This is a genomic window from Allobosea sp. TND4EK4 (assembly GCF_900156025.1).
Classification (GTDB): domain Bacteria; phylum Pseudomonadota; class Alphaproteobacteria; order Rhizobiales; family Beijerinckiaceae; genus Allobosea.
Genome location: NZ_FTMO01000003.1, coordinates 188654 through 214656, shown reverse-complemented (window position 1 = coordinate 214656; position 26003 = coordinate 188654). Strand labels below are relative to the sequence as shown.

26 protein-coding genes and 2 tRNA genes are annotated in these 26003 nt (G+C 68.1%); 17 read left to right on the top strand and 11 right to left on the bottom strand.

All coding sequences use genetic code 11. The features are described from left to right. Positions 1-41 precede the first annotated feature (41 nt). The 4 genes from BW981_RS08510 to hflX all read left to right on the top strand — a co-directional run bounded on the left by BW981_RS08510 (position 42) and on the right by hflX (position 5542). Complete coding sequence (locus BW981_RS08510; protein ID WP_076438106.1) at positions 42-2315, top strand: sensor histidine kinase NtrY-like; 2274 nt, start codon at positions 42-44, stop codon at positions 2313-2315. Beyond that, entirely contained in the window at positions 2312-3679 is a 1368-nt protein-coding gene (locus tag BW981_RS08505; RefSeq protein WP_076438104.1) for a nitrogen assimilation response regulator NtrX, read from the top strand. Before BW981_RS08510 ends, BW981_RS08505 begins: the two co-directional genes overlap by 4 nt. A gap of 211 nt (positions 3680-3890) precedes the next feature. After that, positions 3891-4139: an RNA chaperone Hfq gene (gene hfq, locus BW981_RS08500; RefSeq protein ID WP_076438102.1), complete on the top strand. Its 249-nt coding sequence runs from the start codon at positions 3891-3893 to the stop codon at positions 4137-4139. A 74-nt stretch (positions 4140-4213) separates the two neighbouring features. Beyond that, positions 4214-5542: a GTPase HflX gene (hflX, locus tag BW981_RS08495; protein WP_076438376.1), complete on the top strand. Its 1329-nt coding sequence runs from the start codon at positions 4214-4216 to the stop codon at positions 5540-5542. A gap of 114 nt (positions 5543-5656) precedes the next feature. Here the strand turns inward: hflX and mazG are convergent, their stop codons facing one another. Next, positions 5657-6493, bottom strand: coding sequence for a nucleoside triphosphate pyrophosphohydrolase (gene mazG / locus BW981_RS08490; protein ID WP_076438100.1), 837 nt, complete (start codon positions 6491-6493; stop codon positions 5657-5659). 38 nt (positions 6494-6531) lie between these two features. Between mazG and arfB the strand changes: the two genes are divergently transcribed. Both arfB and BW981_RS08480 read left to right on the top strand, forming a co-directional pair. Next, positions 6532-6951, top strand: a complete 420-nt coding sequence (gene arfB / locus BW981_RS08485; protein ID WP_076438098.1) for an alternative ribosome rescue aminoacyl-tRNA hydrolase ArfB — start codon at positions 6532-6534, stop codon at positions 6949-6951. Continuing rightward, entirely contained in the window at positions 6951-7496 is a 546-nt protein-coding gene (locus tag BW981_RS08480; protein ID WP_076438097.1) for a regulatory protein RecX, read from the top strand. Before arfB ends, BW981_RS08480 begins: the two co-directional genes overlap by 1 nt. Before the next feature lie 18 nt (positions 7497-7514). On the opposite strand, the gene BW981_RS08475 is transcribed toward BW981_RS08480, so the two are convergent. Then, the gene (locus tag BW981_RS08475) at positions 7515-8489 is read right to left on the bottom strand and encodes a Bug family tripartite tricarboxylate transporter substrate binding protein (protein ID WP_076438095.1); all 975 of its coding nucleotides are present in this window, start codon (positions 8487-8489) and stop codon (positions 7515-7517) included. Positions 8490-8710: 221 nt separating this feature from the next. On the opposite strand from BW981_RS08475, the gene BW981_RS08470 reads away from it, so the two are divergent. After that, on the top strand, positions 8711-9208 hold the full coding sequence (locus BW981_RS08470; RefSeq protein WP_076438374.1) for a class I SAM-dependent methyltransferase: 498 nt from the start codon (positions 8711-8713) through the stop codon (positions 9206-9208). A 10-nt stretch (positions 9209-9218) separates the two neighbouring features. Here BW981_RS08470 and sseA read toward each other — a convergent pair whose 3' ends face one another. Together sseA and BW981_RS08460 are read right to left on the bottom strand one after the other, a co-directional pair. Next, positions 9219-10076, bottom strand: coding sequence for a 3-mercaptopyruvate sulfurtransferase (gene sseA / locus BW981_RS08465; protein ID WP_076438092.1), 858 nt, complete (start codon positions 10074-10076; stop codon positions 9219-9221). A 16-nt stretch (positions 10077-10092) separates the two neighbouring features. Next, on the bottom strand, positions 10093-10809 hold the full coding sequence (locus tag BW981_RS08460; RefSeq protein ID WP_076438090.1) for an alanyl-tRNA editing protein: 717 nt from the start codon (positions 10807-10809) through the stop codon (positions 10093-10095). Between the two features lie 161 nt (positions 10810-10970). On the opposite strand from BW981_RS08460, the gene BW981_RS08455 reads away from it, so the two are divergent. Then, positions 10971-11759 (top strand): SDR family NAD(P)-dependent oxidoreductase, encoded by a 789-nt coding sequence (locus BW981_RS08455; RefSeq protein WP_076438088.1) that lies wholly within the window; start codon positions 10971-10973, stop codon positions 11757-11759. 14 nt (positions 11760-11773) lie between these two features. On the opposite strand, the gene BW981_RS08450 is transcribed toward BW981_RS08455, so the two are convergent. Further along, positions 11774-13225, bottom strand: a complete 1452-nt coding sequence (locus tag BW981_RS08450; RefSeq protein ID WP_076438086.1) for a cryptochrome/photolyase family protein — start codon at positions 13223-13225, stop codon at positions 11774-11776. Positions 13226-13403: 178 nt separating this feature from the next. Further along, positions 13404-13478, bottom strand: a tRNA-Asn gene (locus tag BW981_RS08445). A 162-nt stretch (positions 13479-13640) separates the two neighbouring features. Here BW981_RS08445 and BW981_RS08440 point away from each other — a divergent pair. The 4 genes from BW981_RS08440 (at position 13641) to BW981_RS23615 (ending at position 16875) form a co-directional block, all read left to right on the top strand. Next, positions 13641-13714: transfer RNA gene (locus tag BW981_RS08440), tRNA-Cys, on the top strand. After that, positions 13681-14550 (top strand): protein-L-isoaspartate O-methyltransferase family protein, encoded by an 870-nt coding sequence (locus BW981_RS08435; RefSeq protein WP_139333684.1) that lies wholly within the window; start codon positions 13681-13683, stop codon positions 14548-14550. Before BW981_RS08440 ends, BW981_RS08435 begins: the two co-directional genes overlap by 34 nt. 179 nt (positions 14551-14729) lie before the next feature. Continuing rightward, the gene (locus BW981_RS08430) at positions 14730-16130 is read left to right on the top strand and encodes a TolC family outer membrane protein (RefSeq protein WP_076438084.1); all 1401 of its coding nucleotides are present in this window, start codon (positions 14730-14732) and stop codon (positions 16128-16130) included. Between the two features lie 148 nt (positions 16131-16278). Then, entirely contained in the window at positions 16279-16875 is a 597-nt protein-coding gene (locus BW981_RS23615; protein WP_076438083.1) for a PopZ family protein, read from the top strand. A gap of 64 nt (positions 16876-16939) precedes the next feature. Here BW981_RS23615 and BW981_RS08420 read toward each other — a convergent pair whose 3' ends face one another. Both BW981_RS08420 and BW981_RS08415 read right to left on the bottom strand, forming a co-directional pair. Continuing rightward, complete coding sequence (locus BW981_RS08420) at positions 16940-17245, bottom strand: hypothetical protein (RefSeq protein WP_076438081.1); 306 nt, start codon at positions 17243-17245, stop codon at positions 16940-16942. 12 nt (positions 17246-17257) lie between these two features. Then, on the bottom strand, positions 17258-17743 hold the full coding sequence (locus BW981_RS08415) for a pyridoxamine 5'-phosphate oxidase family protein (RefSeq protein WP_076438080.1): 486 nt from the start codon (positions 17741-17743) through the stop codon (positions 17258-17260). A 219-nt stretch (positions 17744-17962) separates the two neighbouring features. Between BW981_RS08415 and dps the strand changes: the two genes are divergently transcribed. From dps to BW981_RS08400, 3 genes are all read left to right on the top strand, one after another. Next, entirely contained in the window at positions 17963-18502 is a 540-nt protein-coding gene (gene dps / locus BW981_RS08410) for a DNA starvation/stationary phase protection protein Dps (protein ID WP_076438371.1), read from the top strand. Between the two features lie 128 nt (positions 18503-18630). Continuing rightward, the gene (locus BW981_RS08405; RefSeq protein ID WP_076438078.1) at positions 18631-21450 is read left to right on the top strand and encodes a valine--tRNA ligase; all 2820 of its coding nucleotides are present in this window, start codon (positions 18631-18633) and stop codon (positions 21448-21450) included. A 236-nt stretch (positions 21451-21686) separates the two neighbouring features. Beyond that, positions 21687-22268 (top strand): YqaA family protein, encoded by a 582-nt coding sequence (locus tag BW981_RS08400; RefSeq protein WP_076438077.1) that lies wholly within the window; start codon positions 21687-21689, stop codon positions 22266-22268. A gap of 195 nt (positions 22269-22463) precedes the next feature. Here the strand turns inward: BW981_RS08400 and BW981_RS08395 are convergent, their stop codons facing one another. After that, the gene (locus tag BW981_RS08395) at positions 22464-22730 is read right to left on the bottom strand and encodes a hypothetical protein (RefSeq protein ID WP_076438075.1); all 267 of its coding nucleotides are present in this window, start codon (positions 22728-22730) and stop codon (positions 22464-22466) included. A 4-nt stretch (positions 22731-22734) separates the two neighbouring features. On the opposite strand from BW981_RS08395, the gene BW981_RS08390 reads away from it, so the two are divergent. Further along, a complete protein-coding gene (locus BW981_RS08390) occupies positions 22735-23706 on the top strand; it encodes a tetratricopeptide repeat protein (protein WP_083712240.1) in 972 nt (323 codons plus the stop codon). A 27-nt stretch (positions 23707-23733) separates the two neighbouring features. Here BW981_RS08390 and xth read toward each other — a convergent pair whose 3' ends face one another. Further along, on the bottom strand, positions 23734-24513 hold the full coding sequence (xth, locus tag BW981_RS08385; protein ID WP_076438072.1) for an exodeoxyribonuclease III: 780 nt from the start codon (positions 24511-24513) through the stop codon (positions 23734-23736). 159 nt (positions 24514-24672) lie between these two features. Next, entirely contained in the window at positions 24673-25101 is a 429-nt protein-coding gene (locus tag BW981_RS08380) for a BA14K family protein (RefSeq protein ID WP_076438070.1), read from the bottom strand. 247 nt (positions 25102-25348) lie between these two features. On the opposite strand from BW981_RS08380, the gene BW981_RS08375 reads away from it, so the two are divergent. Further along, positions 25349-25924, top strand: a complete 576-nt coding sequence (locus BW981_RS08375) for a TIGR00645 family protein (protein WP_076438369.1) — start codon at positions 25349-25351, stop codon at positions 25922-25924. The last annotated feature ends 79 nt before the right edge of the window (positions 25925-26003 follow it).

Here is a 26003-nt window from a genome sequence, read left to right as displayed (position 1 = left end):
CCGCGCCGCCAGCGAGGTTGTCAGAGATCGTGTCGGTTTCCGTGAGTGACGCCAGGATCGTGCCGCGCGCCGAGGAGAAGCAGCGCCACGTCTCAGGCTGGATCGGCGGCAGCATCGTCGTCCTGGCGCTGGTTTCGGCGCTGCTCACCTTCCTCGTGCTGTCCGGCTCGACGCCGGTCGCGCCCGTGCATGAGGTGGTGATCGGCGTCTTCGTGCTGAACGCGCTGCTGATCATCGCGCTGCTGGTGATCGTGATCTTCGAGGCCGCCGTCGTCATCCGCGCGCGCAAGGCCGGCGCCGCCGCAGCCGGGCTCCATGTCCGAATCGTCGGGCTGTTCAGCTTCATCGCGGCGCTGCCGGCGATTCTGGTCGCGATCATCGCCACGGTGACGATCGAGCGCGGGCTGGAGCCGTGGTTCTCGGACCGGATGCGCGACGCCGTCTTCAAGTCGGTCGAGGTCGCGGACGCCTATGCGGCAAGCCAGTGCAAGTCGCTCGGCCGCGAGATCCGCATCCTTGCCGACGACCTGACGCGCGCCAAGCCGGCCTTCGACGCCGACCGACGCTGGTTCGACAGCTTCCTGACGGCCCGCGCGACCTCGCTCGGCGTCCCCGTCGCGATGGTCATGCAGCCTCCGGAAAAGGTGATCGCGCGCGCCAATATCGACGTGCTGCGCAATCCGCCGATGCCCGACAAGGCGGCATTCGAGGATGCCCAGGCGGCGCCCGATCCGATCTGCGTCATTCCCCGCAACAGCCGCGTCTTCGGCACGCTGATGAAGCTGCCGACTTATGAGGGCAGCTATCTCTACACCGCCCGCGAGGTCGACCCGCTCGCCGTCGAATTCCCGGCGGTGGCGCGCGGCGCGGCGGTCGAGTACCTCGCCATCGACGCGCGGCGAAAGGGTGTGCAGGTCGCCTTCGCCTCGATGTACGCGCTGATCGCCCTGATCCTGCTGCTCTCGGCGATCTGGTTCGGCTTGAGCTTCGCCAACCGGCTCGTCGCGCCCATCCGCCGGATGATCCACGCGACCGATCAGGTTTCGAGCGGCAATTTCTACGTCCAGGTGCCGATCAAGCGCTCCGAGGGCGACCTGGCCCATCTGGGCGAGACCTTCAACAAGATGACCGCCGAGCTGCGCCGCCAGCATGACGGGCTCGTCACCGCGAGCGGCGTCATCGACCGCCGCCGTCGCTTCACCGAGACCGTTCTCTCGGGCGTCTCGTCGGGCGTGCTGAGCCTCGACAGCGAAGGCCACATCACCATCATCAACCGCTCCGCCGAGGCCCTGCTCGGCACTGGAGGGCGACTGCTCGGCAAGCCGATCGTCGAGATCGCTCCCGAGCTCGCCAGCTTCGTCGCCGAGGCGCTGCATGGCCGGATGCGCCAGAGCGCGGGCCAGGTCGTCATCTCCCGCGGCGGGCAGGACCGCATGGTCAATGTCCGCGCGACGCGGGAGGGCGAGAGTCTCGGCGCCGGCCTCGTCGTCACGCTCGACGACATCACCGACCTCGTCTCCGCGCAGCGCACCGCGGCCTGGGCGGACGTGGCGCGGCGCATCGCCCACGAGATCAAGAATCCGCTGACGCCGATCCAGCTTTCGGCCGAGCGCATCAAGCGGCGCTTCGGCAAGGTGATCGTCGAAGGCAAGGACGTCTTCGACCAGTGCACCGATACGATCGTGCGGCAGGTCGAGGACATCCGCCGGATGGTCGACGAGTTTTCCTCCTTCGCGCGGATGCCGAAGCCGTCGCTGCAGCGGGAGGACATCGTCGAGACCGTCCGGCAGGTCGTCTTCCTCTGGCGCGTCGGCAATCCCGAGACGACGATCGAGGAGCAGTTGCCGCATGACGCCGTGCAGGCGCGCTTCGACCGCCGGCTGATCTCGCAGGCGCTGACCAACGTGATCAAGAATGCGACGGAGGCGATCGAGGCCGTACCGGCCGAGGAGCGGGAAGGGCAGGCGCGCATCGATGTGCGCTTCGAGCGCCGCGAGGACGGCCGCATCGTCATCGACGTGACCGACACGGGCAAGGGCCTGCCGCAGGAGCAGCGCCAGAAGCTGCTCGAACCCTATATGACGACCCGGGAGGGCGGCACCGGGCTCGGCCTCGCCATCGTCGGCAAGATTCTCGAAGACCATGGCGGCGGCATCGAGCTGCTCGACCGTCCCGACGGCGCGCGCGGGGCGCGCATCCGGCTCTGGTTCCCCGAAACTGGCCCGGTACAGGAGGCCGAAAGCGGCGCGGAGGGCGCCCGCAACGGCTCCTTGGGCTCAGACCGCGACAACAACAAGAATAGGACAAGCCTATGAGTGCTGACATCCTGGTGGTGGACGACGAGGTCGATATCCGCGATCTGGTCGCCGGCCTTTTGGAAGACGAGGGCTACCGCACCCGCAAGGCGGGCTCCGCCGACGAGGCGCTGGCCGCCATCGCCGCGCGGCGGCCGAACCTCGTCTTCCTCGACATCTGGCTGCAGGGCAGCCGGCTCGACGGGTTGCAGGTGCTGGAACTGATCAAGGAGAGCAACCCCGACCTCGCGGTCGTGATGATCTCCGGCCACGGCAACATCGAGACCGCCGTCTCGGCGATCAAGAGCGGTGCCTACGACTTCATCGAGAAGCCGTTCAAGGCCGACCGGCTGGTGCTGGTGGCCGAACGTGCGCTGGAGGCGTCCCGCCTGAGGCGCGAGGTGCGCGACCTGAAGACCCGCTCCGTCCAGGCGAGCCGCATCGTCGGCCGCTCGACCACGATCAACCAGCTGCGGCAGACCGTCGAGCGCGTCGCGCCGACCAATGCCCGCGTGCTCATCACGGGCGAGCCGGGCTGCGGCAAGGAACTGGCGGCGCGCACGCTGCACGAGGCCTCGACGCGCTCCTCCGGGCCGTTCGTCGTCATCAACGCGGCGACGATCACGCCCGAAACGATGGAGGAGGAGCTGTTCGGCATCGAGGGCGGGAACGGGCGCTCGCGCCGCGTCGGCGCGCTCGAGGAGGCCCATGGCGGCTCGCTCTATATCGACGAGATCGGCGACATGCCGCGCGAGACGCAGAACCGCATCCTGCGCGTGCTGGTCGACCAGAACTTCCAGCGTGTCGGCGGGGCGACGCGCGTCCATGTCGATGTGCGCATCATCTCCTCGTCGAGCCGCGATCTTGCCCGGCTGATCGCCGACGGGCAGTTCCGCGAGGACCTGTACCACCGGCTCGGCGTGGTTCCGATCAAGGTGCCGCCGCTCTCCGAGCGCCGCGAGGACGTGCCGGAGCTGATCGAGTTCTTCATGGACCAGATCTCCGTCGCCAGCGGCCTGCCCAAGCGCCGCATCGGCTCCGACGCCATGGCCGTGCTGCAGTCGCATGAATGGCCCGGCAACGTCCGCGAGCTGCGCAACAATGTCGAGCGGCTGATGATCCTGACCAAGGGCGATCCCAACGCCGAGATCACCGTCGAGATGCTGCCCGCCGAGGTCGGCGCGATGGTGCCGACGACGCCGTCCGGCAGCGGCGGCGAGCGGCTGATGAGCCTGCCGCTGCGCGATGCGCGCGAGATCTTCGAGCGCGAATACCTGATCGCGCAGATCGCACGCTTCTCCGGCAATATCTCCCGCACCGCCGAATTCATCGGGATGGAGCGCTCGGCCCTGCACCGGAAGCTGAAGTCCCTGGGCGTTGGCTAGTCCGCTAGGCGCGCGGCGCATGCCCTTCTGCGCCGCATGCAGAAGAATTGGCCGATAACGCACCATTGCTGCACTTGCGTAATGCGCGGACTCGACGATCTAATGGAGCGTCGGTGTTCCGAGGCTGGCGGGATGACCCGCGATGCGCGAACGGAACGAACTGGATCGCGGGTTTCAATCCGATCGGCGATCCCAACAAAAGGGACTACCCATGGCTGCCGAACGGGCTCAAAACCTCCAGGACACGTTCCTCAACCACGTCCGCAAGCAAAAGATTCCGCTCACGATCTTCCTCGTCAACGGCGTGAAGCTGCAGGGCGTCGTCACCTGGTTCGACAATTTCTGTGTGCTGCTGCGGCGTGACGGGCACTCCCAGCTCGTCTACAAGCATGCCATCTCGACCATCATGCCCGGCCATCCGGTGCAGCTGTTCGAGCCCGAGGAAACGGACAAGACCTGATTTTGGCGAAAAGCCACAAGGACGACCAGGATCGGGCGGCGACGCGGGTCTCAGGCCCCAAGCCGCTCGACGAGATCGAACGCGATATCGCGGCGAACACCCGCGCCTATGTCGTCGGCCCCTATCTCCAGAAACGCGGCGTCGCGGCCGACAGCAACCAGCGCTCCTTCGCAGCGCGTCTGGACGAGGCTGTCGGCCTTGCCGCCGCGATCGACCTCACCGTGGTCGAGCCGGTGCAGGTGCTGCTGACCGCGCTGCGCCCCGCGACCTATCTCGGCAAGGGCAAGGTCGAGGAGCTGGCCGAGCGCATCAACATCGAGGAGATCGGCCTCGTCGTGATGGACTGCGCGCTTTCGCCGGTGCAGCAGCGCAATCTCGAAAAGGCTTTCGGCTGCAAGGTCATCGACCGCACCGGCCTGATCCTCGAAATCTTCGGCCGGCGGGCGCGCACCAAGGAAGGCGCGCTGCAGGTCGAGCTCGCCCATCTGAACTACCAGAAGAGCCGGCTCGTCCGCTCATGGACCCATCTGGAGCGCCAGCGCGGCGGCTTCGGCTTCCTCGGCGGCCCGGGCGAAACCCAGATCGAGGCGGACCGCCGCATCATCCAGGAGCGGATGACCAAGATCGAGCGCGATCTGGAGCAGGTGAAGCGCACCCGCTCGCTGCATCGCGCCAGCCGCAAGCGCGTGCCCTATCCGATCGTCGCGCTGGTCGGCTACACCAACGCCGGCAAGTCGACGCTGTTCAACCGCCTGACCTCGGCCGAGGTGCTGGCTCAGGACATGCTCTTCGCGACGCTCGACCCGACGGCGCGCGCGATCAAGCTGCCGCATGGCGCCCGCATCATGCTTTCCGACACGGTCGGCTTCATCTCGGACCTGCCGACCCAGCTCGTCGCCGCCTTCCGCGCCACGTTGGAGGATGCGATCGAGGCCGACGTGCTGCTGCATGTCCGCGACGTCTCGCATGAGGATACGCAGGCCCAGGCCGCCGATGTGCAGGCGATCCTGCGCGATCTCGGCATCAACCCCGATGACGGCCAGCGCGTGATCGAGGTCTGGAACAAGGCGGATCTGCTCGACCCCGCGGAGCGCGAGCGCCAGCTCGAAGTCGCCGCGCATCGCCCCGCCGAAACGCGCCCCGTTCTCGTCTCCGCCCTGACGGGCGAGGGCATGGAGCGGCTGACGCGAGGCATCGAGCATCGGATCGCCAGGAGCCGCCCGGTCTACCGGCTGGAGCTGGAAGCCGGCGACGGCAAGTCCCTCGCCTGGCTGCACGCCAATGGCGAAATCCTCGAGCGGCAAGATGCGGCGGATGGCCGGCTGAGCCTGCTGGTGCGCCTGCCGCCGGAGCGGGAAGGGGCGTTCGGCGCGCGTTTCGAAGGGGCTCAGCGGCAGGGCTGATTCAGGTGCCGTCATTCTCGGGCAAGCGAAGCGCAGACCCGAGAATCTCCGGCAGGCGAGGCTCCTGGCCGTTTCCGAGAGGGTCGGGTCAAGCCCGACCATGACGCCGATGATTCAGCCGCCCGCTTTCTCGGCCTTCTTCACCGCCCGCCAGAGCGCTTCCATCTCGTCGAGGCTGGCCTCCTTCGCCGTCCGGCCCTCGGCTTCCAGCGCCGCTTCGACCCCCTTGAAGCGCCGCTCGAATTTCGTATTCGCGGCCGACAAAGCGCCTTCCGGATCGGCGTCGAGGTGTCGCGCGAGGTTGGCGACGGCGAAGAGCAGGTCGCCGACCTCCTCCCGCATCGCGGCCTTGTCGCCGCTCGCCAGAGCCTCATCGACCTCGGCGACCTCCTCCTTGATCTTGTCGAGCACCAGCCTTGCATCGTTCCAGTCGAACCCGACGCTGGAGGCGCGCGTCTGGAGCTTCCAGGCGCGGGTCAGCGCCGGCAGGGTGAAGGGCACGCCGGAGAGGACGCTCCTGTCCTCGTCCTTTGGCGGCAGGCCGGCCTCGGCGCGCATGGCGGCCTTGGCGGCTTTCTCGTCGAGCTTGATCCGGTGCCAGAGCGTCTTGACCTCGGCCGGCGTCAAATCGCGCGTGTTGCCAAAGACATGCGGATGGCGGCGCACCAGCTTGGACGTGATGGCCTCGACAACGTCCGGGAAGGCGAAGGCGCCTTCCTCCTCCGCCATCCGGGCATGGAACACCACCTGCAGCAGCAGATCGCCGAGCTCGTCCTTCAGGTCGAGCAAATCCCCGCGGGCGATCGCATCGGCGACCTCATAGGCCTCCTCGATCGTATAGGGCGCGACGGAGGCGAAATCCTGCTCCAGATCCCAGGGGCAGCCCGTGCCGGGCGTCCGCAGGGCCGCCATGATCTCGATCAGACGGGCGATGTCGCGAGAGGGCTGCAACGCTGCGAAACTCCGTGAACTGCGGTAACCTCCCTCCCATGATTCAAGCCACCCCGTCCATTGCGATCGACGAGAGCGAGATCGAGGAGAGCTTCGTGCGCGCCTCCGGTCCCGGAGGGCAGCACGTCAACAAGGTGTCGAGCGCCGTGCAGATCCGCTTCGACGCGCGCCGCTCGAGATCGCTGCCCAACGATGTCGCGATCCGCCTGATGAAGATCGCCGGCAGCCGCCTGACGCAGGACGGCGTGATCGTCATCGTGGCGCAGGCGCATCGCAGCCAGAAGCGCAACCGCGAGGAGGCGGTGGAGCGGCTGGTGGAGCTCATCCGGCAAGCGGCGGTGCGGCCGGAAATACGCCGCGCGACGAAGCCGACCAAGGCCTCGAAGGAACGCAGGCTCGCCTCCAAGGAGAAGCGCTCCGGCGTCAAGGCGGGCCGTGCGCGGCCGGTGTCGGATTGATGGACGCAGCAGCCAAGCCGCGCCGGGTGCCGCGGCGCGTCAGCGCCGACTACCTGCGGCGCGCAGCGATGTACTATCTCGAGCGCTATTCCGCCCCGGCCGAACAATTGCGCCGCGTCCTGCAGCGCAAGATCGTCGCGAGCTGCCGGCATCACGAGCAGGACCCCGCCGCCTTCGCCGGCATGCGGGACACGGTGGTCGCGCGCTGCGTCGCTTCAGGCCTTGTCGACGATACGCGCTTTGCCGAGGCACGCGCGGCGAGCCTGCGGCGCAAGGGCCAGTCGGGCAGGGCGGTAGCCGCCAAGCTCGCTGCCAAGGGGATCGCACGCGATCTCGCGGCCCGATCCGCGGAAGGCGGGGAGGATGTGGAACTGGCCGCCGCCCGCATCGCAGCCCGGCGCAAGCGCCTCGGCCCCTGGCGCCGCCCCGACCGGCCTTTCGACCGGCAGAAGGAGATCGCGGCACTTGCCAGGGCCGGCTTCGCTCCGGCCCTGGCACGCGCCGTCATCGACGGCGAGGCGGAGCCGGACGGGCTCGAAGCCTGACGCGCGGTGCCGCCGGCGTCAGTCCAGCTTCACCTGTGCGTCCTTCACCACGGTCCCCCAGCGCACGACCTCGGCCTTGACGAACTGGCCGAGCTGCTCCCCGGCCATGTCGGGGATCGGGGACCCGTTCTTCTTCCAGGCGTCGACGATCATCTGCGTCTTCAGGGCCTTGCCCACCTCGCTGCGCATCCGCGCCACGACATCAGGCGGCGTGCCCTTCACGGCGAAGAGCGCATACCAGGTCGCGACCTCGAACTGGTCGAGCCCCGCCTCCTTCGCGGTCGGCACATTGGGGATCGCGTCGGAGCGGGTCGCGGCGGCCACCGCGAGCCCGCGCAGTCTTTCGGTCTGGATCTGCGGCGCCGAGGAGCCGAGCCCGTCGAACAGCAGGTCGACCTGCCCGGCGACGACGTCCTGCAGCGCCGGGCCCGCCCCGCGATAGGGCACATGGGTCAGCTTGGTCTTCGTCTGAAGCTGGAAGAGCTCGCCGGCGAGATGATGCGTCGTCCCGGCACCGGCCGAGGCGTAGTTCAGCTTGTCCGGATTCTTGCGGGCATAGTCGATCAGCTCCGCGAGGCTGTTGGCGGGCACCTTGGGATTGACCACCACGACCTGCGGCGGCACGGCGACGAGCGCGATCGGGATGAAGTCGGTCTCGATATTGTATTCGAGCTTCGGATAGAGCGCCGGCGCGATCGCGTGATGCGCGGCTCCGACGAAGAAGGTGTACCCGTCCGGGGCCGCCTTGGAGGCAGCCGTGGCGCCCACCGTCCCGCCGGCGCCGCCGCGATTCTCGATGATCACGCGCTGTCCCAGCAGCGGGTCGAGCGCCGCCGCGAGCGGACGGGCGAAGGCGTCCGTCCCGCCCCCGCCCGGGAAGGGGACGATGAAGGTGACCGGGCGCTGCGGCCAGGATTGGGCCAGCACCGGCCCGCAGGCGAGGGTCGCAAGGCCGGCGATCGCGGCAATCGCCGCGCGGCGTGTCGTCGTCATGGGCGCTCTCCCTTGCGCGCGCTTTGCGGCTCTCTCGGCCGCTGGCGCGTCGATTGTGTAAGCTGTCATTGCGCCATCACGCACGCACCGCGAGCAACCTGGAATTCCTACGACTTTAGGCAAAGACGTCGCACCGGCGACCAGCCGGTCGCATTGCCTCGGGGGGCGAGGCATGGTCAGACGCGGCAGCCCCCCGCCACGCCATGTCCAAGGAGCGTTCCGTGAGCCGTCTCGACAGCTTCATTCGCCGCCTGGAAGCCCAGCGCCTCGTACTCGACTGGGCCGCGTCGAGCCTGCGCGACGTCGAGGGCATCGTGCTCGAACTGGGCCTCGGCAACGGGCGCACCTACGACCATCTGCGCGAAAAGCTGCCCGGACGGGACATCCATGTCTTCGAGAAGAACCCGAGCCCCAACCCGAAATCCATGCCGCCGGTGGACAGGCTGGTCATCGGCGACATGGCGCAGACGCTGCCGGCCTTCGCCGCGCGCCACCCGGCGGAGGCGGCGCTGATCCACGCCGACGTTACGACCGGAGTGCCCGAGCGGGACGCGGTGCTGTTCGCGTGGTTGCCGGAGCAGATCGTCGCGCTTGCGCGGCCGAATGCGCTCGTGGTCAGCGGCTGGGCGCTGGCTCATCCCGTCCTGAGCGGCGTCCCGCTGCCGGACGGCGTGCCCGACGGGCGATATTTCGCCTACCGGGCGAAGCCGGCCGCCTGAGGCCGGCCGGTCACCCCGCCTTCGCAGGCCCCGTGACGATCGGGCGGTCGCTGGCGCCCCATTCGCTCCACGATCCGTCATAGAGCGCCCGCACCGGCTTGCCGATCGATTCCAGTGCCGTCGCCAGGATCGCGGCGGTGACGCCCGAGCCGCAACTCGTGATCACCGGCCGGTCGAGATCGGTGCCGGCCTCCGCGAAGGCAGCGGCGATCGCCTGCGGGTCCTTCAGCCGCCCGTTCTCGACCAGCGCCGTCGCCGGCACGTTGAGCGCGCCCGGCATATGGCCGGAGCGGACGCCGGCACGTGGTTCCGGCGCCTCTCCGCGAAAGCGGTCGGCCGGGCGGGCATCGACGATTTGCGCCCCGCCCGAGGCGAGCGCGCGCGACACGTCATCGGCACTGGCGACGGCGGAATGGTCTAGCCGGGCGGTGAAGCTGCGGGCGGCACGGGCGCGCGGCGAACCCTGTTCGACCAGGCGCCCTTCAGCCTCCCACTTGGCGAAACCGCCGTCCAGGATCACGACATCGCGGGCGCCGAAAGTGCGGAAGGTCCAGCGGACGCGCGGCGCCGAGAACAGGCCCGGCCCGTCATAGACGACGATGCGCATGCCGTCGCCGATCCCCATGGCGCCGACTGCGGCGGCAAAGGCCTCCGGGCGCGGCAGCATGTGGGGCAGGTCGGAGGCGGTGTCCTTCACCGTGTCGATGTCGAACCGCGCCGCGCCGGGAATACGCCGCTCCGCATATTCGGCCGCCGCGTCTCGGTTCTGCGCCGGCAGGTACCAGGAGCCGTCGAGCACGACGATATCGGGCGCGTCGAGGCGTGCCGCCAGCCAGTCCGTCGAAACGAAAACGTCGTCGTGAGCCATGATGTCCTCGAACCCGTCAGGCCAGCGCGATGCGCACGCGCCGGTTCTGCTTGCCCTTTTTCTCGATATCGGTGACCGCCACAAGGCCGATCTCCGCGGTGTTCGCGACATGGGTGCCGCCGCAGGGCTGCAGGTCGATGTCGCCGATGGCGACGAGGCGGATGCGCCCGGAGCCGCGCGGCGGCTTGACCGACATCGTCTTGACGAGGCCGGGATTGGCGTCGAGCTCCTCGTCGCTGATCCAGCGACAGGAGACCTCGGCGTTGCGCGCCACCAGCGCGTTGAGCTTCTCCGTCAGCTCGACCTTGTCGAGCCCGCCCTCGGGAATGTCGAAGTCGAGCCGCCCGTCGCCGTCGCCGATCGCGCCGCCGGTGACCGGGTAGGGCAGGACGACGCTCAGCAGATGCAGGGCGGTGTGGACCTTCATCCGCTTCAGCCGCCGCTCCCAATCGAGCACGGCCGTGACGGTCTCGCCCGGCTGCGGAGCAGTCTGGCCCTCGAGCGGGACATGCAGGATGCGGCTCTTGTCCCCGGGATCGTAGACCGCGGTCCCGATGGCGATCGCGCTGCCGTCGGAGCGCCGCAACGTCCCGGCATCGCCGGGCTGGCCGCCGCCGGTGGCGTAGAATACCGTCCTGTCGAGGATGATGCCGCCGCGCTCGTTCACCGCTTCCACGGTGGCGGCGGTTTCCCGCAGATAGGCATCCTGGCGGAAGAGCAGCTCTGTCGGCATCGTCTCGCGGTCTCGTCAGCGGGTGAATCTCGCGATGAGACTGCCCGAACGCCGCTGCCCGCGCTACCATGCGCAGGGCAGGGCAGCCTCCGCGTCCCGCACATCTTTTCGCAAGCTCTGCGCTCTCTATATGGGGCAGTGCAGGAGGCTGGGGGTTCGACATGGCGCAGCCACGCATGACGCCGCAGGACGGCGTCGCCTGGATCACGGGCGCAAGCTCCGGGATCGGCGCCGCCGTCGCGCTGGAGCTGGCGCGGCGCGGCTGGACCGTCGCCGCCACCGCCCGGCGGCTCGACCGGCTCGAGGAACTGGCGCGGGCCTCGGAAGGCCTTCCGGGCCGGATCGTGGCCCATGCCGGCGACGTCACCGACGCGGTGGCCATGGCGGCACTGGTCGAGACGATCGAGGCCGTGCACGGACCCGTCGCGCTGGCCTTCCTCAATGCCGGCGTGGCGTCGGGCGCGGGCGAGCGCAAGCCCGGCTTCGATCTCGCGGCGGCGGAAACCACGCTCACGGTCAACATCTTCGGCGTGGTGCGCGCGCTGGCGCCCGTCATGGCGCGCATGAGCAAGCGGGGCAGGGGGCAGATCGCCGTCACCGCCTCGCTCGTCGGCTATCGCGGCCTGCCGCTATCGGCGGCCTATGGCGCCTCGAAGGCGGCGATGATCCATCTGTGCGAATCGCTGCGCGAGGACTGCGCGCGCGCGGGCATCGTGCTGCAGGTGGTCAATCCCGGCTTCGTCGAGACGCCGATGACCGAACGCAACGGCTTCTCGATGCCGTTCCTGATGCAGGTCGACGCTGCCGCGACCCGCATCGCCGACGGCTTCGCCAGGGGCGGGTTCGAGATCACCTTCCCGCGCCGGCTGGCCTGGCTGCTCAAGGCCCTGCGCATTCTGCCCTATCCGATCTATTTCGCGCTGATGCGGCAGGTGGCGAAGCGGCTCTGACGCAGCTTTCGTCGTCAGGAGCCCTTGATCGCGGCGAAGGCGTCGAGGGCTCGCTGCCGGCCGAGACCGAGATCGACCATCGGCTGCGGATAGCTTTTGCCCGGATCGATCCCTGCCTCCCGCAACATCGCGGCGCTGGCCTTCCAGGGCTGGTGAATCAGCCCCGGCGGGAGCTTCGCCAGCTCGGGCACCCAGCGGCGGACATACGCGCCCTTCGGGTCCCAGGTCTCGCCCTGCGTTACCGGGTTGAAGATCCGGAAATAGGGCGCTGCGTCCGCGCCGGACCCCGCGACCCACTGCCAGCTCGCGGCATTGTTGGCGGGGTCGGCATCGACCAGCGTGTCCCAGAACCACGCCTCGCCCGCGCGCCAGTCCTGCAGCAGATGCTTGATCAGGAAGGAGGCTACCACCATGCGCACGCGGTTGTGCATCCATCCGGTCGTCCAGAGCTCCCGCAATCCGGCATCGACCAGGGGAATGCCGGTCTGCCCGCGCTGCCAGCGCCGCTGGGCCTCCGGATCGTCATGCCAGGGGAAGGCGTCGAAGCGGGAATCGTAGTTCCGGCTTGCGAGATCCGGGTTGTGGAACAGGAGATGATAGGAGAATTCGCGCCAGCCCAGCTCCGACAGGAACTTCTCGGCGTCAGTGTCCGAACCCGCGGCCTCGCCGCCCTGCCGCGCCATGGCGAGCGCATGCCAGATCTGGCGGGGGCCGATCTCCCCGAAGCGCAGATGGGGGGAGAGGCGCGAGGTGCTTTCGCGGTCGGGGCGGTTGCGATCCTCGGCATAGCCGGAGAGGCCGCTGCCGATGAAGCTTTCCAGCCGCGCGCCCGCGCCCGCCTCCCCGGGCGTCCACGCCTCGCGCAGGCCGCCGGCCCAGTCCGGCCTGCGCGGCTCCAGCCGGAGGTCTGCCAGCGCCAGCGTTTCGCCCGCGGCAGAATCGGGCAGCGCGAGCCGCTCGATCGTCCGAGGGGCGGGCAGGGGACGCGCCGGCTCGCCGCGCTCGCGGGCGGCGCGCCAATAGGGCGTGAAGACCTTCATGGGCTGCCCGGCCTTGCTCGTGACCTCCCAGGGCTCGTTGAGCAGGCTGCCGTTGAAGCTCTGGACCTCGATTCCCGCACGGGTCAGCGTCTCCTTGAGGGCCTTGTCGAGCGCCACCGAGGCGGCGTCGTAGCGCCTGGTCCAGGTGACGCGCGCGATTCGCGCCGATTCGACCAAAGCCGGCAGGATCGTCAGCGGGTCGCCGCGCATCAGGATAAGCGCGCCGCCCTTCTCCTCCAGCGCCGCCGCGAGCGCCTTCAGCGACCGCGACAGCCACCAGCGCGACGCGCCGCCAAGCGAACGGCGATTCCCACCTTCGTCCAGAATATAGAGGCAGAGCACCGGCCCGTCCCCCGCGGCCGCAAGCAGGGCAGGATTGTCGGCGAGACGCAGATCGTCCCGGAACCAGTGCAGAGCGCGCGTCATGGAGCCTCGTCGGATCGTCGCGCATCCAACCGGGCACGCTCAGGATGATCTACCCTTCGGCAGGGGCTTCGGATCACCATGAAAACGGCGCGGCACGCTGCGCGACCCGGCGGCTTCGGAAGACAGGTTGCGATGATTTGAGTGGCGAGGCCGCTGGGGGCCGATGGCTCTGAAGAGCTGGCTCCCGGAGCAGGATTCGAACCTGCGACCAATCGATTAACAGTCGATTGCTCTACCGCTGAGCTATCCGGGAACGGTGGCGGGGTAATAGCGGCGCAGGCCCGACCGCGCAACCCCCTTTCGCCGGCAAATTCGCGACGGCCTGTGCACTGCCGCAAATCACAGCTTCTGTCTTGCGGCGTGCTGCCGCTTGTGGTTATTGCGTCCTCGCGAGACGGCCGAGCCGCTCGCGGAAGGCCTCGTGGCGGAGTGGTTACGCAGAGGACTGCAAATCCTTGCACCCCGGTTCGATTCCGGGCGAGGCCTCCAAACAAACCCCGAATACCCGACGAATTCCGGCATCGCTGCAGCCACTCGATCGCTGCCGATCTGCATCCGGCGTGCGGAGCGAAGGCGCGCTTGCCTTTTGCGCTGCACTCGAACAGAAAGCTGCCATGAACGGCGCCGGCCGGGCTGCTGCGGCAGGACCGCCGGCCCGCGCGCCGTGGACGGAGAATTCGGGCATGGAAGCTTTCATCGAGCTGCGCCGCAACATGGTCGATTGCCAGTTGCGGACCTATGACGTGACGGATCGCGATGTGCTCGCCGCGGCCGATTCGGTCCCGCGCGAGGCCTTCGTTCCCGGGAATGCCTCGCACCTGGCCTATCTCGACCAGCCGATCGCGCTGCCCGGCACCAGCCGCGGGCTGATGGCGCCGATGGTGGTGGCGCGGATGATCCAGACGCTCGACCCGGAACCGGGCGAGGACGTCCTGGAATATGGCGGCGGTTCTGGCTACGGCGCGGCCCTGATGCAGCGCATGGGCGCGAAGGTGTCGCTCTGGGAACCGGATGCCGAGGCGCGCAAGCTCGCCGGGCCGGCGCTGGCCGCGGCCGGAGCGGGCGAGGTCGCGATTCTCGACAAGGCGCCCGCACCAGCCTCCTGCGATGCGATTCTCGTGAGCGGCGCCTGCGAAGTTCAGCCGTCGACCCTGTTCCCGCTGCTGCGGGAGGAGGGCCGCCTGATCGTGATCGAGGGCGCCGGCCGCGCCGCGCGCGTGAAGCTTTATCAGAAGTCGATGGGCGCGGTGTCCGGCCGCACCGTGTTCGACGCGTTCGCGCCCGAGCTCGCCGAGTTTCGGCGGCCCGCGGCCTTCACCTTCTGAGCCGCGGCAGGTGTCGCATTTTTGCGGCACCCTCCGGCTGAAACCGATCCGCTTCCCTCGGCGCGTTGGCTGTGGGGCCGGGTCGGAGTATGAGTTTGTTTCTTCTGCCGAGGCTGGGGCGATGCCTGGGCGCGACTTTGAGTGCGCACGAGAGGCGTCCAGTGGAAACACGAAGCGATATGAAGAAGCTCGGATCTGGCGTGACGGCGGTGCTCGCCATCGTCATGGCGGCCGGATTGTCGAGCGCCGTGAGCGCGCAGACCATGGATGCCGCGCTGGCGCGGGCCTATGGCGCCAATCCCACCCTGAACGCGCAGCGCGCCTCGGTGCGCGCGATTGACGAGAACGTGCCGCAGGCGCTGTCCGGCTACCGGCCCCGCATCACGGCGTCCGCCGATATCGGCGCCAGCATCACCCAGTCGGAGATCCCCGGCGGTGCGGCGTCCTCCCCCTATCATGCCAGTGCGACGTCCCGGCTCGGCCCGCGCGGCGCCGGTGTCCAGATCACCCAGAACATCTTCGATTCGGGCAAGACGCGGGCCCAGGTGAGCCAGTCCGAATCGCAGGTGCTCGGCGCAAGGGCGACTTTGCGCAACACCGAGCAGAACGTCCTGCTCGACGCCGCCACCTCCTATATGAACGTGCTGCGCGACACCGCGATCCTGACGCTGAACCGGAACAACGTCGAGGTGCTCGAGGAACAGCTGCGCCAGACGCGCGACCGCTTCCAGGTCGGTGAAGTGACGCGCACCGACGTGGCGCAGGCCGAGGCCAGCCTTGCGGCCTCGCAGTCGCAGGCGATTCTCGCCGAATCCAACCTGAAGACGTCCATCGCCCGCTACCGGCAGAATATCGGCGCCGAGCCGCGCCAGCTCGCTCCGGCCAAGCCCGTCGAGAACCTGTTGCCGAAGTCGCTTCCGGCGGCGCTGGGACAGGCACTGGTCAATCATCCCGCCATCGTGGCCTCGCTCCACGGCGTCGATGCGGCCGAACTGCAGGTGAAGGTGACCGAGGCGAGCCTCTACCCGGTTCTGGGGGTCACCGGCTCGGTGCAGCAGCGTTACGACAGCCAGTACTACGGCGACAACCGGCTTTCGGCGAGCATCGTCGGCACGCTGACGATCCCGATCTACGAAGGCGGCCAGGTCTATGCCGCGACGCGGCAGGCCAAGGAGACGGCCGGCCAGCGGCGCATCGAGGTCGATACCCAGCGCGATACGGTGCGGGCGGCACTGGTCTCCGCCTGGGGCGGTCTCGAAGCGGCCAAGGCGCAGATCACCGCGGCGCAAGCCCAGGTCGAGGCCGCGACCACGGCGCTGGCCGGCGTGCGCGAGGAGGCCAAGGTCGGCCAGCGGACGACGCTCGACGTGCTGAACGCCCAGCAGTCGCTGGTGAGCGCGCGCTCTACGCTGGTCAGCGCGCAGCGCGACCGCGTCGTCGCCTCCTATGCGGTGCTGTCGGCGATGGGCAGGCTCTCCGCGCAGACGCTGAAACTGAAGGCGGCGGCCTACGATGCCCGCCAGCATTACGACCAGGTCAAGGGCCTGCTCTGGGGTACGCAAACGCCGGACGGGCGCTGACCCGCGCGGCGGCAAGCCTGCAACAGCGCGGATTTCTCCTGTGGGGGACCTCTCGCGCTGCTTGTGCGCCCCGAGTCTCATGGAATACTGCGCTTTGGAGTGGCGTTGATTCCATCGACGCGCGTCTGATCCAACGGTCCGGGCTGACATGAACGCGCAGGCGAAACCCAACGAACCGTCGATGGAGGAGATTCTCGCCTCCATCCGCCGGATCATATCCGACGACGAGGCCAAGCCCGAGGAGGCAGCTCCGGCTGCCGAGCCGGAGCCCGAGCCCGCTGCCGCGGCGGCTGCCGAGCCCGCGCCCATCGACGATGATGTGCTCGACCTCGGCACGGAGGCCGCGTTCGTGGCCCCGCCCGTCATGCCCGAGCCTGAGCCGGCCCCGCAGCCGCAATTTGAATCCGATGTCGATTTCGCCGATCCGGCTCCGTCGCCCGTCGTCGCGATGCCGGCGCCCCCGCCGCCTGCCCCGGAGCCCGACCCGGCCCCGGTCTTCGCGTCGAACCCGCAGGCGATCGACATGGCCTCGCTGCTGTCGGATCAGACCAGCTCGGCGGTGACCAGCGCGTTCGGTCAGCTCGCCAACACGGTCCTGAGCAACAATGCGCGCACGCTCGAGGACCTGGTCAAAGACATGCTGAAGCCGATGCTGAAGGGCTGGCTCGACGACAACCTGCCGGGCATGGTCGAGCGGCTCGTGCGCGCCGAGATCGAGCGCGTGGCGCGCGGCGGACGCGGCTGAACGAGGCGGTCCCGAAAATAGCAAAGGCCGGCTTCGAGCCGGCCTTTTGTATCGTCAACCTTGGTCAGCTCTGCGTGGCAGCCGCGCGCCGCGCGCCAGGCGCCGGACCGTCAGACCCCGCCGAATCGGGCTCACGGCTATCGTCGAGGCGAGCGCTGCCGCGCGAGAGGCGCCGCGACTGCTTGAACTCGTCGAAGGCGCCAGCCTCATCGAGCCGCTTCAGCCCATAACCGGCGAGGGTGAGCGCCACTGCGCCCGGACCCATGCGGGCGACGAGCATCGCGAGACCGACGGCAACCGGCCGGGAATACTGCCCCTCGGCGGCACGGACGGCGACATAAGCGCCGAGCGCATTTACAAGAAGTCTCATCGTTTCAGCCCCTTACAATGCGACCTTGCGGTTCTCGCCAAGGTCGGGCTTGGCGCCCGTCAGCGCCGCCGCCGCCATCTTGACGCTGGTGACGATCTTGCCCGGGCTGTCCCAGAATTCGGCCATGCTGGGGCGCACGCGCAGGATGCGGATGTTCGGATCGTCCGCGCTGTCCCAGAACGCCTTGTTGCTGGCGTCCCAGAGATCATGGACCTTCGCGCGGTCGTCGAAAACACTCGCGGTGCCGGTCACCGAAAGATATTGGTGCCCGCTGGTATCGGCGAAAGCCAGGCAGACATTGTCGTTGACCTGGATCTCGTCGTCCTTGTGATGGCGCCGGTCGGTCAGGAAGTAGATCGTGTCCTCGTCGCGCTCGGCATGGGCGTGCATCGGGCGGGCGCGCAGCTCGTCGCCCAGGCCGTCATGGGTCACGAGCATGGCGAATTTGATCGAGTCGACGAGTTCCCAGACGCGGTCCTGGTCGCTGTGATGAGTCATGAAGCCCTCCTCGGGATGCTTTCTGAAAGGTGTCGGATGTCAACGGCACCGGGCCTGACAGGTTCCCCGCAGTCAGCATCCGATCGGAACATCGCGAGCGCAGGCGCGTAGTCGTGATCGGCGGGGCCAGAAGAGGTCGTCCGCCGGGGTCGCGCGCAGGATGATTGAAGGCGGCCCGCCCATCACTCGCTCCGGGGGATATCCGCGATGGCCAAATCCATGAGCAACACGACTGTGAACAAAACGCGCGCTGCCGCCGCCAGGTCCGCAGGCTCCGACAAGGTTGTGAAGTCGAGCGGCATCGACCTCGCCTCGAACACGAAGACCAAGGTGATCGGCATCCTGAACGAGCGACTGGCGGATGGGATCGACCTGGCTCTGCTGACCAAGCAGGCCCACTGGAATCTCAAGGGCCCCGGCTTCATCGGCATCCACCTCATGCTCGATGGCTTCCGCGGCGAGCTGGACGTTCATGTCGATACGGTGGCCGAGCGCATCGCCCAGCTCGGCGGGATCGCGCTCGGCACCAGCCAGACCACGGCGCAGGCGAGCTCGCTGGGACCCTACCCGACCGACATCGTCTCGGTTCAGGACCATCTGCAAGCGCTGGTCGAGCGCTATGCCGATGCCGGCAACAAGGTGCGCGAGGCGATCGACGCCTGCGACGAGGCCGGCGATGCCGGCACCGCCGATCTGCTGACCGCCTATTCCCACATGCTCGACAAGTCGCTCTGGTTCATCCAGTCGAACATTGGCTGAAGCGAGCCGGGCGCCATCGAAAACGTTGACGGGCAGGGCGCGCATGGGCTCTTAGAACGCTGAAGAGCTTTTGGCCTGTTTTCAACGGCCGGGGCAGGTCCCCGGCCGTTCTGCGTTCGAGCGAAGCGATGATGGACAAGACTTTCGAGCCGGCTGCCGTCGAGGCCCGGATCAGCAAGGCGTGGGAAGAGGCGCAGGCCTTCAAGGCGGGCCGGGGGGCGGAGCCCGGGGCCGAGCCCTACTGCATCGTGATCCCGCCGCCGAACGTCACCGGCTCGCTGCATATGGGCCACGCGCTCAACAACACGCTGCAGGACGTGCTCTGCCGCTTCGAGCGCATGCGCGGCAAGGACGTGCTCTGGCAGCCCGGCACCGACCATGCCGGTATCGCGACGCAGATGGTGGTCGAGCGCAAGCTTGCCGCCGAGAACAAGAGCGACCGCCGGACCATGGGCCGCGAGGCCTTCCTTGCCGAGGTGTGGAAGTGGAAGGAGGAGTCCGGCGGGACCATCGTCAACCAGCTCCGCCGGCTCGGCGCCTCCTGCGACTGGTCGCGCGAACGCTTTACCATGGACGAGGGCCTCTCGGCCGCCGTCGTCAAGGTCTTCGTCGGCCTGCACAAGCAGGGGCTGATCTACCGCGCCAAGCGGCTGGTCAACTGGGACCCGAAGTTCCAGACGGCGATCTCCGACATCGAGGTGTTGCAGGTCGAGAAGACCGGCTCGTTCAAGTGGCAGCGCGGTGGGGAGGACGCGTTCGACGCGGCCAAGCTCGACAAGGCGCTGGCCCGCGACCCCAACGGCCACCTCTACTATTTCGACTACCCGCTCGACGGCGCGACCTACGACGCCGACGATGCCTCGACCTACATCACGGTCGCCACGACGCGGCCGGAAACGATGCTGGGCGACACCGGCGTCGCGGTGCACCCGGAGAACGAGAAGCTGGGGCACCTGATCGGCAGGAAGGTCGTGCTGCCGCTGGTCGGCCGCGTCATCCCGATCTTCGGCGACGACTATGCCGATCCGGAAAAGGGCACCGGTGCGGTCAAGATCACCCCGGCGCATGACTTCAACGATTTCGAGGTCGGCAAGCGCCACCAGCTCGACGTCATCAACATCCTCGACGGCGAGGCGCACATCACGCTGGACGGAAACGAGGATTTCCTGGCCGGTGCCAGGCCGGACGCCGGGACGCTGGCGTTGGACGGCCTCGACCGCTTCGCCGCCCGCCGGCGCGTCGTGGCGATGATGGCCGAGCGCGGCCTGCTCGCCAAGGTCGAGCCCAACACCCACACCGTGCCGCATGGCGACCGCTCCGATGTCGTGATCGAGCCCTGGCTCACCGACCAGTGGTATGTCGACGTGAAGCCGCTGGCGCAGCGCGCGATCAAGGCGGTGCAGGACGGACGGACCAGGTTCACCCCCGAAAACTGGACCAAGGTCTTCTATGACTGGCTGGAGAACATCGAGCCCTGGTGCGTCTCGCGCCAGCTCTGGTGGGGCCACCAGATCCCGGCCTGGTTCGGCCCGGACGGCGAGGTCTTCGTCGCCGAGTCGGAAGCGGGAGCCCAGGCGCTCGCGGTCGGCCATTATGGCGGACCTGTTGCGCTGACGCGCGACGAGGACGTCCTCGACACCTGGTTCTCGTCGGCGCTGTGGCCGTTCTCGACGCTGGGCTGGCCGGAGGCGACGCCGGAGCTGAAGCGCTACTATCCGACGGCGACGCTGGTCACGGCCTTCGACATCATCTTCTTCTGGGTGGCCCGGATGATGATGATGGGCCTCAACGTCATGGATGAGGTGCCGTTCAGGGACGTCTACATCCACGCCATCGTTCGCGACGAGAAGGGCGCGAAGATGTCGAAGTCGAAAGGCAACGTCATCGATCCGCTGGTGCTCGTCGACCAGTACGGCGCCGATGCGCTGCGCTTCACGCTGGCCGCGATGGCGGCACAGGGGCGCGACATCAAGCTCGCCACCTCGCGCGTCGAGGGCTATCGCAACTTCGCGACCAAGATCTGGAACGCGGCCCGCTTCGCCGAGATCAATGGCTGCGCGCGGGCGGAAGGCTTCGATCCGGCCGCGGTGAAGCAGCCGCTCAACCGCTGGATCCTGAGCGAGGCGGCGCGAGCGGCCGAGGAGATCGCCGCCGGTATCCCGAGCTTCAGGTTCAACGAGGCGGCCGGCGCGGCCTATCGCTTCGTCTGGAACCAGTTCTGCGACTGGTATCTCGAGCTCGCCAAGCCGGTGCTGCAGGGCGAGGGCGTCGATCCGGCCGGGAAGGCCGAGACGCAGGCGACCGTCGCCTATGTGATCGACCTGATCTGCCAGCTCCTGCATCCCTTCATGCCGTTCCTCACGGAGGAGCTTTGGGCGCAGAAGGCCGGCGTCGGCGCGCCGCGCAAGCTGCCCGCCGGAGACGATGCGCTGGTCTGCCTGACGCGCTGGCCGGATCTCGCCGCGCTCAAGGACGAGGCGGCCGAGGCCGAGATCGGCTTTGTCGTCGACCTGATCTCCGACATCCGCTCGGTCCGCTCGGAGGTCAACGTGCCGGCCGGCACGCAGGCGCCGCTGGTCCTCGTCAACGCCGCCGAAGCGACCCGGACGACGATCGGCAGCTGGCGGCCGATGATCGAGCGGCTGGCGCGCGTCTCGCAGATCGCCTTCGAGAACGCGGCGCCGGCCCAGTCGGCGCAGATCATCGTGCGCGGCGAGGTGGCCGCGCTCCCGCTCGCGGGGCTGATCGATCTCGATGCCGAGCGGGCGCGCCTGGCCAAGGAGCTCGCCAAGCTCGATCAGGACATCCTTGTGGTCGAGAAGAAGCTCGGCAATCCCGACTTCATGGCCCGGGCGCCTGAGGAGATCGTCGAGGAGAACCGCGAGCGGAAGGCAGCCGCGGAGGCTCGCAAGCAGAAGGTCGCGGAGGCGCTGGCGCGGCTGAGCTGACGCGCCATCGCAATCCCGCCATGCCGCCGTCGTCAAATCGACGCCGGCGCGAGAGAGGACTCGCCATCTCCCGCTGCGGCAGGTTATATGCGCGTGACGCAGCGCTGCCATGCGCTGGGCCGGAAGATCGAGGCTGCCATTCGATCCTCTGGGTGAGGGCAGCTTCGCTGTTCTGAACCCGCGAGGAACGGGCGGCGGTGGGTGAAGCGCAAAACAGGATCGGCTGACCAAGACCCATGCTCAAGCGCGCTTACGACTGGTGCGTCTCTTACGCGTCCCACCCCGCCGCCCCCTGGTTGCTCTTCGCGCTGACCTTCGTGGAAAGCTCGGTCAGCCCGCTCCCGCCGATCCCGCTGCTTCTGCCCATGTGCATCGCCAGGCCCGACCGCGCCTGGTTCTATGCCGGTGTCTGTTCGCTCGGAGCCATCCTCGGAGGCTATGTCGGCTACGGTATCGGCTTTCTGCTCTACGACTCGCTCGGCGCCTGGCTGATCGGCATCTACGGACTGCAGGACAAGGCGGCGCAGCTGATCTCGACCTCGCAGGATTACTGGTTCTGGGTGCTCGTCACCAAGGGGCTGACGCCGATCCCGTTCAAGATCGTCACGATCATGTCCGGCTTCCTGCATTTCGACCTGTGGAAGTTCACGATCGGCATGATCGTGTCGCGCACGAGCTTCTTCCTGATGATCGCGCTGGCGCTGCGCTTCTATGGCGACGACATTCGCATTTTCATCGAGAAGCACCTGCCGATGACAGCGCTGGCGCTGCTCATCGTCGTGGTTGGCGGCTTCTTCGTCCTGCCGATGGTTCTCTGAAGGCGCGGCTTTCGCGATGTGGCTCCGTGGCAACACCGCCGTGTCATCTCTTGCGGACGGTCGGCCCCGCCGCGAAGCCGCCACAAACGGGCCTCAGCACAGGCGCCTGTTAAGCTCCCGAGATATAAGCGGATTGGAGTTTAACGCGCACGGCTCGGAACGGTTCCGGGTCGTCAGGCGGCAGGCAGGTGAATGCTACGAGGCGCGTTCGAGTACAGGGATCGCCCCGGCCGGATCACCGGCCGCAATGTCGATTCCAATGCGCTTCGACATCCGCCTCGGCACTCCACCACAGGAATGCTCGCAGTCCGCCTTTCTGATGCCGAACTTGAAGCGCGTTCTGCGGGCTTGGTAGCTCGAACTGCCAATGAAGATCAGGCTGCGCCATTGGCTGGCGCGCCGGCAGGTGGCATCGCCAGGGGCGGTGCCGTGATATTCCCAGGAGGGGCGGTCGAAACCCATTGCTATGCGGATCACTGACGTCACCATAGCATGCGTGTTGCTGACCTTCGGCGGGCTTCAGGCCAGCCGGGCTCAGGACGTCGCAACCGGGCAGCCCCTGCTGCCGCCGCGTCCGATTCCGGGCATCGCCCTGCCGGAACCGGGCGATCCGGCGCCTGCGTCTCCGCTGCCGGGAGCCGCCACCGTCGCACCGTCACTGAACACGCCGACAGCCCACACCGCTTTGCCGCTGGTGCCCTTCACCAGCGCGCGGGATGCGCTGCGCGCCTGGGTGAGGGATTCGACCGCCGGAGATAAGGTCGGCGCCGTGCGGGCGCTCGAATATGCCGCCTCGCAGGGCCATGTCGCGGCCCAGTTCAAGCTTGGCCGGATGTATGCCGGCGGCGAGGGCGTTCCGGCGAACGATCTCAAGGCGTTCGAGTATTTCTCGAAGATCGCGGACGAGAATGCCGACGCCGTGCCCGGCACGGCGCAGGGCCGGATGGTCGGCAATGCCTTCGTGGCGCTGGGCGGCTATTTCAGCGACGGGATCAAGGGCAGCTATGTGAAGCCCGACGCCAACCGCGCCTTCGACATGTTCCACTACGCGGCCTCGTATTTCGGAGACCCGGACGGGCAGTACAACCTCGCCCGGCTCTATATGAAGGGGCAGGGCACCCATCGCGACCCGCGCCAGGCGGCGCGCTGGATGAAGCTCGCAGCCGAGAAGGGCCATGCGCCGGCCCGGGCCGCCTTCGGCGAGATGCTGATCCGCGGCGGCGAGGGCGTGCCGCGCCAGCCGGTCCTCGGCCTGATGTGGCTCGCGATGGCGCGCGAGGGGGCCGACCCCGTCCGCGAGACCTGGATCATCGAGCGGCATGATGCCGCCTTCGCCGCGGCCTCGTCCTCCGACCGCGCCGCGGCCCTGGCCATGATCGAGCGGCAGCAGCTGGCAAGCTCGCCCGGCGAGCAGAAGGCGCCTGTCGAACAGCGCTGAGCGTTCCCTGGCGCTGCGAGGCGCCTGTCAGGTGAGCTCGATCAGGACCGGGACATGGTCCGACGGCTTGTCCCAGCTGCGGACATGTTTGGCGATCCGCACGCCGGCGAGCCGGTCGGCCGCCTGGGAAGACAGCAGCAGATGATCGATGCGGATGCCGTTGTTCCGCTGCCACGCCCCCGCCTGATAATCCCAGAAGGTGTAAAGCCCGGCCGCATCCGTCGTGCTGCGAAGCGCCTCGGTCAGGCCGAGATTGATCAGGCCGCGAAACGCGTCCCGCGTCTGTGGCAGGAACAGCGCGTCGCTGACCCAGGCGCCGGGATCGCGCGCATCGCGAGCGTCCGGGATGACATTGTAGTCGCCGGCGAGCACCAGCGGCTCCTCCTGCTGGAGGAGCATCGCCGCATGGGCGGTCAGCCGTCTCATCCAGTTGAGCTTGTACGGGTATTTCTCGGTGTTCGGCGGATTGCCGTTGGGCAGGTAGATCGAGGCGACGCGCACGACACCGTCGCCGAACGGCAGAACGCCTTCGAGATACCGCGCCTGCTCGTCGCCCTCGTCGCCCGGCAGGCCGCGGCGCACATCCTCCAGCTTGCTGCGGCTGAGAATCGCGACACCGTTGAATGTCTTCTGCCCATGCGTCTCGACCTGCCACCCGGCCGCCTCGATCTCGGCGCGCGGAAAGTCCGCGTCGATGCATTTGATCTCCTGCAGGCAGAGCGCGTCCGGCTCGGCCTCCTTCAGGAAGTCGAGCAGGTGGCCGAGGCGCTGGCGGACCGAATTGACGTTCCAGGTGGCGATACGCACGAAACCGCTCCAATTGACCGAGCCGGGAAGGGCTGGTTCCCGCGCCGTCCGGCGCCGGGGATCGAGGCACCGTACCGAGTCCGGCCGGGACCTGGCCATCAAAAAAGCCCTCCGCGGCGACGCGGAGGGCCGAATAGCCCGGACGACGACCCCGATCCGTCAGGGGCAGGCGCGAACGACCCCGCCGGACGCGATATAGGTCCCGGTCTCGGGGTTGTAGGTCCGGAAACGGCGCGAGCAATAGGCGACCGCATCAACGTCCTCGTCGCTGTAGCCATAGGCCGGCGCCGGGGCGGTATAGACCGGGCGCGGAGCAGCGAGCGCGCCCGCAGCCAGAGCGCCGCCGATGATGCCGGCTGCAACGCCCGCGCCGATGGCCGGACCGCGACGATAGCCGCCATAATAGCGCGGCCCGTAGTAACGCGGCCCGTAATAGCCGTGGCGCCGCCACTGCACGTCCTGAACGAGCGGTGCCGCCGTGCCGGGGCCGGCAACGGCCATCGCCGGAGCGAGCGGAGCTGCCGAAGCGGGCGAGGAAAGGGCGGCAGCTCCCGCGACCGTGGCGGCAATGACGAACGTCCTGATCATCACGAAACTCCTTTTCGCTTCAATGCGAAGGAACTCCGCATGTTCCCTCTGATCGACCCAATTTAGCGATCCTGCGCCCTTCGTGAAAGATCATGCGCAAAGGGGCGCGTAATAGGGCTGTCGCATCGCCATGGCTCGGCTATCGGGACAACGCTCCGGGGCGGCTTGCGCGATGCCGATTCTGCCGCCATCTAGCGTTGCACTGCACAAGCTCCGCATCATCCGTTCGAAGGACATCTGGACGATCATGGCCCAACCCGGCGGCACTCCCAACCCCATTCTGGCCCGGGCCGCGATGAAGCCGCTGCCGGCGCTCATCTTCGGCAGCCGCTGGCTTCAGCTGCCGCTCTATATCGGCCTCATCGTCGCGCAATGCGTCTACGTCTTCCTGTTCCTCAAGGAGCTCTACCACCTCGTCACCCACGCCTTCGAGTTCAGCGAGCAGCAGATCATGCTCGTGGTCCTCGGGCTGATCGACGTGGTGATGATCTCCAACCTGCTGATCATGGTCATCGTCGGCGGCTACGAGACCTTCGTTTCGCGGCTGCGGCTGGAAGGCCATCCAGACCAGCCGGAATGGCTGAGCCACGTCAATGCCAGCATCCTCAAGATCAAGCTGGCGATGGCCATCATCGGCATCTCGTCGATCCACCTGCTGCGAACCTTCATTGAGGCCGGCAACATCGGCGGGCTGGGCCGGACCACGAACTACACCGAATCCGGCGTCCTGCTGCAGACGATGATCCACGTCGTCTTCATTCTCTCGGCCATCGGCATCGCCTGGGTCGACAAGATGACGACGCATCCTGCCAAGGGCCATTGAGGGACGGCTGAGGCGCCGTTCTCAGGGCGCCGCGCAGCGGGCCCCGAGAAAATCGGTCATGTGAAGGCGCTGGTTTCCG